The organism is Streptomyces sp. NPDC023573 (assembly GCF_055559735.1).
In genome coordinates this window covers 70,571-84,633 of record NZ_JBVHKB010000003.1, presented here as the reverse complement: position 1 = coordinate 84,633, position 14,063 = coordinate 70,571, and the positions used below count along the sequence as shown (strand labels likewise).

Sequence of the window (14,063 nt, the reverse complement as noted above, 5' to 3'; positions counted from 1 at the left end):
AGATCGTGAGACGGCTCTACGACTCCAGGGCGGCGCGGGCGTCGACGAACGCGTCCACGGCTCGGTTGACGTCGTCGGTGGAGTGGGCGGCGGAGAGCTGCACGCGGATGCGCGCGGCTCCCTGCGGGACGACCGGGTACGAGAACCCGATCACGTACACACCGCGTTCGAGGAGGAGCTCCGCCATCCGGCCTGCCTTCGCCGCGTCCCCGATCATGACGGGCGCGATGGCGTGGTCGCCGGGCAGGATGTCGAAGCCCTCCTCGGTCATCCGGGAGCGGAAGAGCGCGGTGTTGGCGTTCAGCCGCTCGCGCAGGTCACCCGCGGACTCCAGCAGGTCGATGACCTTGAGGGAAGCGGCGGCGATGACGGGGGCGAGCGAGTTGGAGAAGAGGTACGGGCGCGAACGCTGGCGCAGCAGCGCGACGATCTCGGCGCGCGCGGCGACGTAACCGCCGGACGCGCCGCCGAGCGCCTTGCCGAGCGTGCCGGTGATGATGTCGACGCGGTCCATGACGCCGTGCAGTTCGGGGGTGCCCCGGCCACCGGGGCCGACGAAGCCGACGGCGTGCGAGTCGTCGACCATGACCATGGCGTCGTAGCGGTCGGCCAGGTCGCAGATCTCCGCCAGCGGGGCGACGTAGCCGTCCATGGAGAAGACGCCGTCGGTGACGACGAGCCGGCGGCGGGCCCCGGAGGCCTCCTTGAGCTGCTGTTCCAGGTCGGCCATGTCGCGGTTGGCGTAGCGGTACCGCTTCGCCTTGGAGAGGCGGATGCCGTCGATGATCGAGGCGTGGTTGAGGGCGTCGGAGATCACCGCGTCCTCGGGGCCGAGGAGGGTCTCGAAGACTCCGCCGTTGGCGTCGAAGCAGGAGGAGTAGAGGATCGTGTCCTCCTGGCCGAGGAAGGCCGAGAGCCGCTGCTCCAGCTCCTTGTGCACCTCCTGGGTGCCGCAGATGAAGCGGACGGACGCGAGCCCGTAGCCCCAGCGGTCCAGCGCCTCGTGGGCGGCGGCGACGACCTCGGGGTGGTCGGCGAGGCCCAGGTAGTTGTTGGCGCAGAAGTTGAGGACCTCCCCGGCGCGGCCTCCGGAGGTCACGGCGACGGTGGCGGACTGCGGGGTGCCGATGACGCGCTCGGGCTTCTGGAGTCCGGCGTCGCGGATCTCGTCGAGTGTGGTGCGCAGGTCATCGCGTACGGAATCGAACATCAGAGGTGTCTCCCAGGTGGATACGGGTGCGTACGAGGAGCGTCAGGCCCAGTCGAGCAGGACCTTGCCGCCGAGACCGCTCGCGGCGTCGTCGAAGGCGGCTTCGAAGTCGCGGTAGCCGTACCGGCCGGTGATGACGGGGGTGAGATCGAGCCCGCCCTCCAGGAGTACGGACATGGCGTACCAGGTCTCGTACATCTCGCGGCCGTAGATGCCCTTGATGGTGAGCATCGAGGTGACGACGCGGGACCAGTCGACGGGGAACTCGGCGGACGGCAGGCCGAGCATCGCGATCCGGCCGCCGTGCGTCATGTTCGCGATCATGTCCCGCATGGCCTCGGGGCGTCCGGACATCTCCAGGCCGATGTCGAAGCCCTCACGCAGTCCGAGGGCTTGCTGGCCGTCGGCGACGGTCGCGCCGCCGACGTTCAGGGCGAGGTCCACCCCGACCTTCCTGGCGAGGTCGAGACGCGCCTCGCTGACATCGGTGATGACGACGTTGCGGGCGCCCGCGTGGCGGGCGACGGCGGCGGCCATGATGCCGATCGGGCCGGCGCCGGTGATGAGCACGTCCTCGCCGACCAGGGGGAAGGACAGGGCCGTGTGCACCGCGTTGCCGAACGGGTCGAAGATCGCGGCGACGTCGAGGTCGACCTTGTCCCGGTGCACCCAGACGTTGGACGCGGGCAGCGCCAGGTACTCGGCGAACGCTCCGTCGCGGCCGACCCCGAGCCCGAGGGTGGAGCGGCACAGGTGCCGGCGCCCGGCGAGACAGTTGCGGCACTTCCCGCAGACCAGGTGGCCCTCTCCGCTGACCAGGTCGCCGACCTTGATGTCGACGACGTCCGCGCCGATCCCGGCGACCTCGCCGACGAACTCGTGGCCCAGCACGAGCGGGGTGCGGACGGCCTGCCGCGCCCAGCCGTCGTAGTCGCGGATGTGCAGGTCGGTGCCGCAGATCCCGGTGCGCAGCACCTTGATCAGCACGTCCCCGGGGCCGGTCTCCGGCTCCGGCACGTCCATCAGCCACAGTCCGGGCTCGGCCTTGTGCTTCACGAGTGCCTTCACGGCTGCGGCTCCCTGTACCTGGTACCTGGTGGTCACCCCGGGCAGGGCATGCCGAAGGCGGCCTGCGGCCCGGGATGGCTGGGGGTGACGGCGGACGGAGCGGGTGAGCGCGTCATCCGCCGCTCGCCGCCGTCACAGAGACCTTGCCGTACGCCGGACCGCAGGTCCATCGAGGATTTCTTAAGCGCCGCCGCAGCTGCGCTTCACGCCTCGCTCCGCACCGCGCGCCCGCACCCCGGGCTTCACACCTTCTCGTACGGCCCCATCCAGCGGGCCCTGCCGTCCTCGATCCGGTACAGGAAGATCCCCGTTCCGCTCCGCACCTGGCGGGTTCCGTGGAACGAGATGCGCCGGCTGATTCCCCGGTGGTCCAGCAGGAACAGCCGCTGGGCCACTCCGCTCCGCTTCGCGTCCGTCGCGCTGGTCGCTCCGGCGGCGCGGGCGATCAGGCCGACCGCGTCGTACGCCTCGGCGGACCAGCGGCCGGGCGGGGCGCCGAACCGGGCACGGTGGGCGGCGGTGAACGCCTCGGCGGCCGGGGCGGCCAGGGGGTCGGTCCATGCCTCGGAGAAGACCCACCCGTCCGCGGCGTCCCGGGCGTCCCGGAGGAAGGCCGGGGCCAGGACGGGCCCGGTGGACAGCCGGGTCCCGGTGAAGCCGGCGTCGGTCAGTGCCCTGGCGCAGAGGGCGCCCCGGGTGGGTGACCCGCCCGCGTAGACGACCGCGTCCGCACGGGCGGAGACGGCCGCCCGGGCGGCGGAACCGAAGCCGCCGTCCGCGCTCACGGCGTGCACGGTGAGGGTGGCTCCGGTGAGAGCGGCGTCGCGGAACGAGTTCGTGATCAGCCAGCTGCTCGCAGGGTCGGCGCCATCCTCGACGAGATGGATCCGCTCGGCCGGCCTGACGTTGACCACGTAGTGGATCAGGCCGGCGGGAAGCACGCTGTCGGGCGGCCGGATCACGCACAGGGCGGCCTTTGAGCCCACCCCCGCCGAGGACCTGGCCGCGACGACGACCGCGGCGAGGCCGCTCCCGCCGTAGCGGGTGACGACGGCCTCGGGTGTGCGGTCGGTGCTCGGGCCGACGACGGCCAGCACCTCCGGGTTCGCGGCCAGCCGGCCGGCGACTCGGAGAGCGCCTTCGATGGTTCCCGTGTCGTCCTCGGTGCGCAGGGCCAGCCTGAAGGCCACGCCTTCACGGGCGTTGTGCGCCGCGACGGCGAGCTGGGCGCCCCGCCGGTGGGCCAGGCCGACGGCTCTGCCGGGTCCGCTCATGTCGGCGTGCAGGCCGATGGTGTACGTGGGCCGGTCACCCGGCGGGCCGCCGGACGGGTCCTCGCGCCGGCCCGCCAGCCACGCTGCGGTGGAGCCGCCGGTCAGCAGGACCGCCCCGGCGGCTCCGGCGACGAGAACGCGGCGCCTGGAGGGGCTCCCGGGAGGCGCGAGGTCCGGCTCGGTGGGGAGGGGCGCGGGGTCGGGCAGGGCGAGCGCCGCGGCGGAGCGTTCGGCGATCAGTGCGGAGAGTCCGGGCACCGGCCACGGGTCCGCCGCCCCTCCCCCGGAGGTGAGCAGCTCCGCCGCCTGCGCGGCGGTGGGTCGGTGCGCCGGGTCCTTGGCCAGGAAGGCGGTGACCGCGCCGAGCAGCTCGGCCGGCAGGCCCTCCAGGTCCGGCTCCTCGTGAACGGTCCGGAAGAGTACGCCCGCCGGCACCCCCCGGCCGAAGGGGCCGTGCCCGGTCGCCGCGTAGGTGAGGACGCAGCCGAGCGAGAAGACGTCCCCGGCGGGTCCCGTCTCCCCCGCGGACGCCTGTTCGGGGGCCAGATAGCCGGGTGTGCCGATCACCGCGCCGGTCGCGGTGAGGGCGGTGGCGCCGTCGTGGCGCGCGATGCCGAAGTCGATGAGGCGTGGCCCGTCGAGCGCCAGGAGCACGTTGCCCGGTTTGACGTCGCGATGGGCGAGGCCGGCGCCGTGCACGGCGGCGAGGGCTTCCGCCAGCCGGGCGCCGAGCGCCCGCACGGCACCGGCGGACAACGGCCCCTGCGCGCCGACCGCTTCGGCGAGCGAGGGGCCCGGCACGAAGGCGGTGGCCAGCCAGGGCTCGCGGGCTTCGGTGTCGGCGCCGGTCACGGGGACCACCCACGGTCCGGAGACCCGCCGAGCCGCCTCGGCCTCGCGCCGGAAGCGGGCGCGGAATCCGGGGTCGGCGGCGTGTTCGGCGCGGATCACCTTCACGGCGGCCAGGCCTCCGCCGGGCGAACGCGCCAGGTACACCACGCCCATGCCCCCCGCCCCGAGCCGGGCCAGGGTGCGGTACTCGCCGACGGCCCGGGGGTCCTCGGACGTGAGCGGCCGCATGTCAGCCCGCGGTCTTCGGTGCCGGCCCGACGAAGCGGTAGCGGCCGTTCTCGACCTGGTACAGATACGCGTCCTTGCCCTCGACGAGCCGGTCCTCGTCGAAGGTGTACGTCCGGGAGACCCCCTGGTACGCCGATCTGGAGATGCGAGCCACGAGTGCCGCGCGCGGGGGCCGCTTCCCGAACGCGGTGAGGGCGTCGATGACGAGTCCGGCCGCGTCGTAGGCCTCGGCCGCCCAGTGGCCGGGCGCCGTTCCGAGGATCTTGCGGTGCGCCGCGGCGAACTCCTGCGCGGCGGGCGCGGTCGCGTCGGTGTACGGGGCGGTGAACTCCCATCCCGTGGCGGCGTCACCCGCCTCCTCGATGAATGCCGGGCCCATGGCCGTGTGCATCGCCATCCTGGGGCCCTTGAACGGGGTGGCCGCGAGCGCGCGTGCGGCGCGGGCGGCTCCCGCCTCGTCACCGGCGTAGAAGAACGCGTCGCTCCCGTGCGCCAGCATGTCGGCGACGACCGGGCCCAGGTCCCGCGTGCCGGGGGGGACCACCCTGGGGTAGGTGGTCCCGGTGGTGAGCACCGACGTCAGCAGGTTGGTCGCGTAGCCGCCCGTGTAGGAGGCCTGCCCCCCGGCACGGTCGAGCAGCACACCGAGGCGTTCGACGTCGGGCCGCAGCACGAGCCTGTTGACGATCGGCTCGGTCAGGACGGCGTAGGACGGGGCGGCCTGGAAGAAGGACTTCCGTGACCGGGGGGCGTAGCCGATCGCCAGGGACGACACGGTGATCAGCGGCAGCATCGCCTCGTCGTAGACGCCCAGGACGGCGCCGGTCTCCGCGTCGCCGGTCGGACCGATGACGGCGAGCACATCGCGGTCGCGGGTGAACTCCTGGGCCGCTTTCACCGCCCGCCCGGTGTCACCCCGGTCGTCGAGCGTCTTGACCTGGAGCGTGAAGGGCTTGTCCTTACGGGAGTTGAAGCGCTCGACCGCGACGCGCACCCCGCGTTCCTGGGCCTTGCCCGCCGCCTTCCGGGCCCCCGACAGATCGGCCTGTACGCCGATGGTCCAGGCCCGTTCGCCGGACTTCGCCGTGGCACCGTCCTCGTCGTCGCTCAGCGCCTCCCAGGCGGCGAAGGCGCCGCCGCCCGCCACGACGACCGCGCCGGCGGCAGCCAGGGAGAGGAACCGGCGTCGGCCCGGGGCGGGCGCCGGCTCCTCGGCGATCGTGGGTTCGATGTCGGGCAGGGCGAGCATCTCCGCGGACCGGTCCGCGATCAGCCGCACGACGTCCTCGGGCAGCCAGGCGATCGAGCCGTGCGGGACGTCCTCGGCGATGCGCTCGTCGAGCTCCCGTGCTGCCGGCCGGCCGGCGGGGTCCTTGGCCAGGCAGTCGGCGACCAGGGCGCGCAGTCCGGTGTCGTCGATCCCCGCGAGGTCGGGTTCGTCGTGCACCGTGCGGTACAGCAGGGCGTCCACGGCTCCGCTGCCGAAAGGCGGCCGGCCGGTCGCGGCGTACGCCAGGAGGCAGCCGAGGGAGAACACGTCGCTCGCGGGCCCCGCCGGCGTGCCGCCCCCGGATGCCTGTTCCGGGGAGAGGAAGCCGGGGGTGCCGACGACGAGTCCGGTCGCGGTGAGCGCGGTGGCGTCGTCGGCCCGGGCGATGCCGAAGTCGATGAGCCGCGGCCCGTCGACGGCGAGCAGGACGTTGCCGGGTTTGACGTCCCGGTGTACAAGTCCCGCCGTGTGTACGGCGGTCAGGGCCCGGGACAGCAGCCGGCCGAGGACCCGTACGCTGCGGGCGGGCAGCGGGCCGCAGCGTCCGACCGCCTCGGAGAGCGAGGGGCCGGGGACGAACGCGGTGGCCAGCCAGGGGCGTTCCCCCTCGGTGTCGGCGGCGGTGACCGCGACGGCCCAGGGGCTGCGTACCTTGCGGGCGGCCTCGGCCTCGCGGCGGAACCTGGCCCGGAAGTCGTCGTCCCCGGCGTACTCCGGGAGGATCACCTTGACGGCGGCGGCAGCTCCCTCGTCCGTGCGGCCGAGGTAGACCACCCCCATGCCGCCCGCGCCGAGGCGTCCGAGCAGCCGGTGCGCGCCGATGCGCGCGGGGTCCGTGGGCCGAAGTTCGTCCATGGGGTCCTCAGCTCTGCTTCTCGACGGCGGACCCGATGCGCACCAGCATGGTGGTCAGCCCCTGGGCCACCAGGTCGGAGATCTCCTTCTCGGTGCGGCCCTCGGCTCCCTTGCCCGTCGCGGCCACGGTGAACTGGAGGCTCTGCGCCTGCTGCCAGTCGTAGACGTGCGGGCCGCCCAGCTCGGTGCTGGTGAACTCGCCGGTCTCTGTCAGCACGTCCTCCGCCGTGGTCTGTCCGCCCTCCCCGCCCGTCAGCACGCCCGAGACCATCGAGCCGATCTTCTCGCCCTCCTGGAGTTGCTGGGTGGGACAGCGCATCGTCTCCTCCAGGGACTCGGCCATCTCCCACTGCGCGTCCTCACGGGTCCGGTGGACGGTGACGACCGCCGAGAGCCGCACGGGCCCCTTCCCCTGAGCGGCGGGCACCTCGAAGGAACGGGAGAGCGTGGCGAGGACGTCGCTTCCCGGCTTCTCCTGGTGCCAGACGCAGTCGGCGCCGAGCACCGGCCAGGTGGCCGGACCGCTCTCGTACGGACTGCGTCCCACCACACCCGGGCCGAAGCTGTCGGGGTCCGCGATGACCTTGCCGATGAGGTCGAGCGCGGCCTCGCCGTCCTTGGGGAGCCGGGCGGGATCGGCATCGACGACCGGGGCCGGTGACGCGGGGTCCGCACCTGGCGCTCCCTCCGCCGAGGCGCCCGGCACTCCGCTCGCCGAGGCGTCCGCCCTCCCGGCGGACGGGCTGCCACCGCCCCCGCCGGAACACGCCGCCAGCAGCATCAGCGGAGCCAGAACCGGTAATCCGTACCTGTGCAACGACCGTAGGTGTCTCACGAGTCCGTGTCCCCCATCTCCACGACGCCGCTCGATCATAGGAGCAACGGCCCGCCCCGCACGGGGATCGGGCGGACTGTTGCACCCGTGCGACAAGCGGGACACCCGCGCGTGACGGAGCGCGCGCCGTTCGCTCAGGGCCGGGGCCAGGGCCGCCCGTCGAGGTTCTCGATGTCGCTGTTGAAGCGCTTGAGGTACGCGGCGAAGGCCGCGACCTCGTCGGGCGACCAGTCGGCCATGACCCGCTCCAGGCCGCTGATGTTCGCCGCACGCTCCGCGTCGAGACTGTCTTCACCCACACCGGTGATGCGGAACTTGCGGGCGATGCCCCCGTCGGGGTCCGGGATGCGTTCGACCAGACCGGCCCGCAGCATGGCGGCGGTCTGCCGGTTGAGAGTGGAGGCGTCGAGACCGAAGGCGTCGCTGAGCTGCCCGATGGACATCGGGCCTTCCATACGGATGCGGCTCAGCAGGGTGTACGCGCTGCGGTCGAGATGTCCGCCGCCGCGCCTCGACCGGGACGTGCCCGGCTGGAGGTGCCGTCCGAGCAGCATCGCCTCGAACTCGATCAGGTGCGTCGGCTTGTCCACGGTCCTTCTCTCGACCGCGTGCGCGGCGCCTCGGGGCTCTCTTCACGGCACATATACCACCCGGCGGACCCCCTTCCATTTTAGGTATGTTGACATAGCTATCTTTCGGTACCTATGCTGGGGGTGTGCCCGATCCCACCGCGCCCGGCCAGGACATCGACCACGTAGCCTCCGCGCTCGTGGCGTCCCTGCCTGCGCTGCACCGGGGTCTGGAGCGGCAGGTCGCACACGCTTTCCCGCATCCACGGCTCCCTGACGGCCAGTTGGCACTGTTGTTCCTCGTCGAGGAGCGCGAAGGGATCACCGTCAGGGACGCGGCCGAAGCGCTGCTGATGAAGCCGAACAACGTCAGCGCCCTCGTCTCCCAGCTCACCGACCGGGGACTGCTGGAACGCCGGCAGGACGCGGCCGACAAGCGGGTCGCCCACCTGCACCCGACGGCCACGGCCCGGGAGCGGCTCGCGGAGGCCCGGGGGCTCAAGGAAGCCCATCTGGCGGGAGCGCTGCGCACCCTCACCGACGGGGAGCTCGACGCCCTCGGTGCCGCCCTGGGCGCGCTGACCGCGTTGAGCCGGGGCCTCCACTCCCCCATCGGCTGACTCCGCCACCGCCGGGCCCGGCCGTGGCCGGGTCCCCCGGCGCGCCTGCGGCGCGTCCGTCGTAGCCGGGGCGCGTCTTCCCGTCGCCCCGGAATCCCTTCTTCCGTACCGAGTTCCACAGACAAGGCTTCCGCATGTCCTCCACCACCGTGGACACCTCCGCCCTGCCCGAGAGCAGTCCACCCGACGCGCCCCGGGGCAGGCGTGCCAACCCCTGGCTGACCCTGATCGCCGTGGCCATCGGCCTGTTCATGGTCAACCTCGACGGTTCGGTCGTCGCGATCGCCAACCCGGAGATCGGCCGGGACCTCGACGCGTCCACCGCCGACCTGCAGTGGGTCACCAACGCCTATCTGATCGCCATGGCCGCCCTGCTGATCCTGGGCGGCAAGCTCGGTGACCGCTTCGGGCGGCACACGGTCTACATGGCCGGCACCGTCGGCTTCACCCTGGCCTCGGTCGCGATCGCCCTCTCCGGGTCCATCGAGGGCGTCATCGCCTTCCGTGCCGTGCAGGGCCTCTTCGGCGCCCTGCTGATCCCCAACACCCTCGGTCTGCTGCGCGCGGTCTTCCCGCCCCAGAAGTTCGGCATGGCCGTGGGCCTGTGGGCCATGGTGGCGTCCTGCTCGACCGCGCTCGGCCCGATCGTCGGCGGTCTTCTCATCGAGCACGTCAACTGGGAGTCGGTCTTCTACATCAACGCCCCCATCGGCGTCTTCGCTCTGGTCTTCAGCCTGTTCGTCCTTCCGAAGAGCAAGGACTCCACGGGCAACCACCGCTTCGACGTACCCGGCGTGCTCCTGCTCGCCGTCGGTCTGGTCGCCCTGATCTTCGGCGTCGTCAAGGGGGAGACCTGGGGATGGACCTCCGGCGGAACGCTGGGGTCGATCGTCGCGGGCCTGGCCGTGCTGACGGTCTTCTGCTGGTACGAGACGCGCCAGGAGCACCCGCTGCTGCCGATGCGCCTCTTCCGCAACCGTTCGCTGACCATCGGCACGATCGTCACCGCCATCAACTTCTTCGTGATGCTCGGTGTCATCTTCTTCGTGATGCTGTACCTGCAGAACGTGCGTGGGTTCACCCCTGTCGAGGCCGGCGTCCGCACCCTGCCGTTCAGCCTGGCCACCGTGGTGGCGGCGCCGCTCGGCGCCGCCCTGACCCAGCGCTTCGGCCCGCGGGTGACCATGCCGGCCGGCATGGTCCTCCAGGCGGCGGCCTCCCTGTGGATGCTGACCTGGGACGCGGATTCGGCGTTCGCCGCGATGTGGCCGCCGTTCCTCGCCATCGGTCTGGGCGTCGGCATGGTGATGTCCGCGTCCTCCGACGCCATCGTGGGCAACGCCCCCCGCAAGGACGGCGGCGTCGCGGGCGGCCTCCAGGCCACCTCGCTCCAGATCGGCGGTGCGCTCGGCACGTCCGTGCTGGTCTCGCTGATCAGCGGCAAGGTGGGTTCGACGCTGACCGGCGAGCTGACCGGCGCCGGTGTCCCGGCCGAGGCCGCCGCCGGCTTCGCAGAGGCCAAGGACGCCGTGTCCATGGGTGTCTCGCCGGTCTCCGCCGACATGCCGGCCCAGCTGAGGGCAGCCGTGATCGAGGGCAGCGGCAACGCCTTCATGAACGGCGTGCACGCCGCGGTGGTCGTCACCGCCGTCCTGTGTGCCGCCGGCGCGCTGCTGGCGGGGTTCGGGATGCGCGGTCGCACCAAGGCCGTGGAGAGCTGAGGCCCTCCTGACCGCCCCGGCCGGGTACGGGAGCCGCGTACGCGCTTCCCGCACCCGGCCGGGCCGCGTTCAGGACAGCGGTACGAACGCCTTGATGGCCTCGCTCAGCCGCTGGGGCTGGTCCTCGGGGATGAGCGTGAAGCTGTCGGCGATCTCCACGAGTTCACCCTCGGGCAGCATCTCCGCCAGCCTCCGGCCGTGGGCGAGGGGCATGACCTTGTCCTCCGTCGCCCAGACGACGAGCGCGGGGCGGTCGAACGTGCGCAGCGCTTCAGCCCAGGCCAGGAGTTCGTCATCGGGCGGCACCCCGAGCACGTACGCCCGAAGGTCCCGCCGGATCGCGGCGGAGGTCCACAGCGGCCGGAACCACTCGTCCATCACGTCGTGCGGCACCGGCCGTTTGCTCATCCATCCCCATGTCAGGGGGAGTCGGCGCATCCGCCTCAGCTTCAGCAGGGCGAAGGCGAGCCGCAGCCCGCCGGGCGCCTTGGCCGCGGCGTACAGATTGCGGCCGGGCAGTCCGGGCGGGAAGTTGTCGAACGCCTCGCAGGACGTGATGACCAGCCTGCCGATCCGCTGGTCCCGGCCTTCCGCGACGAGGGCCTGCGCCCCGCCCCAGTCGTTCATCACCAGGGTGACGTCGCTCAGGTCAAGCTTCTCCAGGAACTCCGCCACCAGGTGGGCGACTCCGAGCACCGTCAGATCGGCGTCCGGGCGCATCGGCCTGCGGTGGGCACCCAGCGGCAGTGTGGGCACGACGCACCGGTAGCCGGGGCGCAGCCCGTCGACGACGTGCCGCCAGAGCGAGCCGTTCATCGCCACCCCGTGCAGCAGGACCACCACGGGCCCGTCACCACCGGTGTCCTCGTACTCCACCACTCCCGCGGAAAGCGTCACCTCGGTCATACGGCCAACCTAGGGCGTCCTGCCCCTCCATGGGGGCCCAACGGGGCGTCAGGGCTTGATAGCGTCGCCCGCACGACTGCGGAAAGCTCCCCGCCGGGGTCGTCGCTCCGCCGGGCCGGGCCGCACCGACAGGGCGGCGAGCGGCGGCCGGTGCGTGTGACGGGGACGCACGTGGCAGGGACGATGAGGGCCTACGCATGAGCCTCCCGCAGTTGCACTACACCTCCGTCATGTCCGGGGACGGGGTGCCCTCCGGCCGGTTCACCGCCGTGGACCCGGCGATACCCGGACCGGTGCGCGCGGAGGCCGCGCCGGTCCTGGCGTACGACGCTCCGGCCGGCACCCCCGAGCGGCTCCCCGACGCCGGACTCCGGGCGCTGCCGGTGGCGTTCGGCTTCGCCCTGCTCTCCGACGGCAGCCATCTGCTCAGCCGTACGGTGCCCACGGGCGCGGGCGGGTTCCACGCCCACGCCGTACATCTCCTGCCCGGCACACCGATACCCGGCCGGGTGCTGCCGGTCGCCGCGTGGGGGGCCGCGGGGTGGCTCTCGGCGACGCCGGACCGCATGCCGCCCGATCCCCTGACCTCCATGCTCACCGCGCACGGCCCCTCGCGGGGGCTCACCCGGGAAGGTCTCGGCGACTTCGCCGTGGCCCGCGGCCCGTGGCTCGCCGCCGTGCTCAGCGATCTGCGCCGGGTGAGCGAGGACCCGTCCGCGCCGCCGGTCGTGCTCGTGGAGCGGCAGAGCGCGGACGTGGCCCGGTGGGTGGCGCTGGCCACCGCCGTGCTGCCCCCGGACCATGCCGAGCGGCTGACCTTCACCACCTACACCCGGCGCCCCGGATTCACCACGCACCAGGTCATCGGTGTCCTTCCCGAGGACGCGCCCGACATCAGCGACCCCCGCTTCCGCGTGCACGCCGCCTCCGGTCACCGCCCTTCCGGGGCGGTGGACGACGCGTGGGCGGGGACGGCCGCCCGGATCTGGCGGAGCCGGTCCCCGGAGCTCTTCCGGGAGGCGGCGGAGCTGCCGGGTGAGCCGTTCGCCGCCGGGCCGCTGGCGGTCACCGCGCTGGGTGCCGGCATCGCGCTCGGGTCCGGGGAGCGGGCGGCGGCGGCCGACTGGGCGGCCGAGCGACCCTACGCGCTGGACGAGAAGCGGACCCGCCGGCTGACCGACGCCCTGACCGCGCCCGCCGACGACCGTACGGCCGCGGAGTGCGCGGCGGCGCTCCGGCTGCTGACGGCGCTCGACGGCCGCTGCCCGGCTTCCGTCACCGCGCCGCTGGCCGCGCTGCTGGTGACGGAGGCGGTACGGGGCGGTGATGTGGCCCTGGAGCCGCCCCCGCGCTCGGCGTTCGAGGAGGCCGAGGGGGAGCGCGCGCTCGCCGCACTGGTCGAGGAGCTCGGCGGCGAGCTGCTGGCCGAGCTCTCCGCCGCGTCTCCCGGGGGCGTCGCCCGGACCGTGCAGCTGCTGCGGATCGCCCGGCTGCTCGGCGTGGACCGCGCGGAGCTGCTGCCCGGCGTGGTGGGCCGGCTGGCGCGCGCCCTGCTCGACGACCCCGGGGCGGGCGCGTGCCGCGCGCTGCCGGACCTGCTGGACGAGCAGTTCGACGTCCGTACGGCGCTCCTGGGTGAGCTGGACCGGCTCACCCCGGACCGCCCGGCGGACACGGAGCAGCTGCTGGTCCGGGTGGCCCTGCCGTTCACGGGGACCCAGGCGCTGCCGCATCTGCGGATGTGCGCCGAGGCACCCGGGGCGAAGGCACGCGGCGCCGACCGGGTGGGGGTGCTGCACACGGTGCTGCGCGCGGCGGGCATGTCCCCGTTCGCCGAGCCGCTGGTGCTGCGGACGGCCGTCGGCCTGGTGTGGGGCGAGGACACCCCGACGGCGGGCGAGGCCCGGTCGATGCTGGGCGAGACCACGTCCGACGCCCACCGGGCGGCCGGCACCTGGTCCCACCTGGTCGACGCCGCGCTGGCCGCGCCCGTCGGCGACGAGGACGCCCCCGAGCTCGCCCACGATGTGCTGCGCGGCTTCCCGCAGGAGATCGGCGCCCGGGCACGCGGCGGCCTGATGCTGCTGGACCTCGCGCGCGGCCTGCGCGCGGGCACGGCGGAACCCGGCTGGGCGGACCGGGTCCGGACGCTGCGCGGCCAGGCCGGACCGGCGGAGCACCTGGCCCTGGAGCACGCCCTGGCGGCCCTGTCCGAGCGGCTGCTCGCCCCGGGCCGGCCCGGGGACGAGCTGTACGCGTTCGTGCACAGCGGGGACGAGGACCTGATCGCGGCGTACGGCGGGGCGGCCCGCCGCGACGTGGTCCTGACGCTGCTGCGGGCGGATCCCGCGTACGTGGCGGACTGCTTCACCGTGTGGACCGCCCACCCGCACGCGGGCGCGGACTGGACCCGGACCAGGACCGCGCTGCTGGACGAGGTCCTGCGCCCCGCCGTGCGCGACCTGTCCCCCGAAGGGCTCACGGCCGTGGAGGAGGCCGTGGAACGCGAGGGGAGCAGCCGCACCCTCGAAGCGTTCCGCGCCTGGAACCGGCCGCCCCGTTCGCTGGGACGCCTCGGCAGACGCATCGCGGGGCGGGTCCGCAGGGCATGACGAGGTCGCCGGACGCTCCTGGCGGCGGGTACCGTGGGTTGTT

10 protein-coding genes are annotated in these 14,063 nt (G+C 73.5%); 3 read left to right on the top strand and 7 right to left on the bottom strand.

What is annotated here, in order from left to right:
- Positions 1-16: 16 nt before the first annotated feature.
- The 6 genes from ACZ32T_RS11040 to ACZ32T_RS11015 form a co-directional block, all read right to left on the bottom strand.
- A complete protein-coding gene (locus tag ACZ32T_RS11040; RefSeq protein ID WP_467263753.1) occupies positions 17-1,210 on the bottom strand; it encodes a glycine C-acetyltransferase in 1,194 nt (397 codons plus the stop codon).
- A 42-nt stretch (positions 1,211-1,252) separates the two neighbouring features.
- Entirely contained in the window at positions 1,253-2,278 is a 1,026-nt protein-coding gene (gene tdh / locus ACZ32T_RS11035) for an L-threonine 3-dehydrogenase (protein ID WP_467263751.1), read from the bottom strand.
- A gap of 242 nt (positions 2,279-2,520) precedes the next feature.
- Complete coding sequence (locus ACZ32T_RS11030; RefSeq protein ID WP_467366393.1) at positions 2,521-4,632, bottom strand: bifunctional serine/threonine-protein kinase/ABC transporter substrate-binding protein; 2,112 nt, start codon at positions 4,630-4,632, stop codon at positions 2,521-2,523.
- Position 4,633: 1 nt separating this feature from the next.
- On the bottom strand, positions 4,634-6,757 hold the full coding sequence (locus ACZ32T_RS11025) for a bifunctional serine/threonine-protein kinase/ABC transporter substrate-binding protein (protein WP_467366390.1): 2,124 nt from the start codon (positions 6,755-6,757) through the stop codon (positions 4,634-4,636).
- Positions 6,758-6,764: 7 nt separating this feature from the next.
- On the bottom strand, positions 6,765-7,538 hold the full coding sequence (locus ACZ32T_RS11020; RefSeq protein ID WP_467263745.1) for a hypothetical protein: 774 nt from the start codon (positions 7,536-7,538) through the stop codon (positions 6,765-6,767).
- 188 nt (positions 7,539-7,726) lie between these two features.
- Positions 7,727-8,146 carry a MarR family winged helix-turn-helix transcriptional regulator gene (locus ACZ32T_RS11015; RefSeq protein ID WP_467264375.1) on the bottom strand — a complete coding sequence of 140 codons (420 nt, stop codon included), beginning with the start codon at positions 8,144-8,146 and terminating at the stop codon, positions 7,727-7,729.
- 161 nt (positions 8,147-8,307) lie between these two features.
- Here ACZ32T_RS11015 and ACZ32T_RS11010 point away from each other — a divergent pair, with 161 nt between their 5' ends.
- Both ACZ32T_RS11010 and ACZ32T_RS11005 read left to right on the top strand, forming a co-directional pair.
- Positions 8,308-8,781 (top strand): MarR family winged helix-turn-helix transcriptional regulator, encoded by a 474-nt coding sequence (locus tag ACZ32T_RS11010; protein ID WP_467263743.1) that lies wholly within the window; start codon positions 8,308-8,310, stop codon positions 8,779-8,781.
- Between the two features lie 134 nt (positions 8,782-8,915).
- The gene (locus ACZ32T_RS11005) at positions 8,916-10,502 is read left to right on the top strand and encodes an MFS transporter (protein ID WP_467263741.1); all 1,587 of its coding nucleotides are present in this window, start codon (positions 8,916-8,918) and stop codon (positions 10,500-10,502) included.
- A gap of 69 nt (positions 10,503-10,571) precedes the next feature.
- Here the strand turns inward: ACZ32T_RS11005 and ACZ32T_RS11000 are convergent, their stop codons facing one another.
- On the bottom strand, positions 10,572-11,408 hold the full coding sequence (locus ACZ32T_RS11000; protein ID WP_467263739.1) for an alpha/beta fold hydrolase: 837 nt from the start codon (positions 11,406-11,408) through the stop codon (positions 10,572-10,574).
- 197 nt (positions 11,409-11,605) lie between these two features.
- Between ACZ32T_RS11000 and ACZ32T_RS10995 the strand changes: the two genes are divergently transcribed.
- The gene (locus ACZ32T_RS10995; protein WP_467366388.1) at positions 11,606-14,020 is read left to right on the top strand and encodes a GTPase-associated protein 1-related protein; all 2,415 of its coding nucleotides are present in this window, start codon (positions 11,606-11,608) and stop codon (positions 14,018-14,020) included.
- The last annotated feature ends 43 nt before the right edge of the window (positions 14,021-14,063 follow it).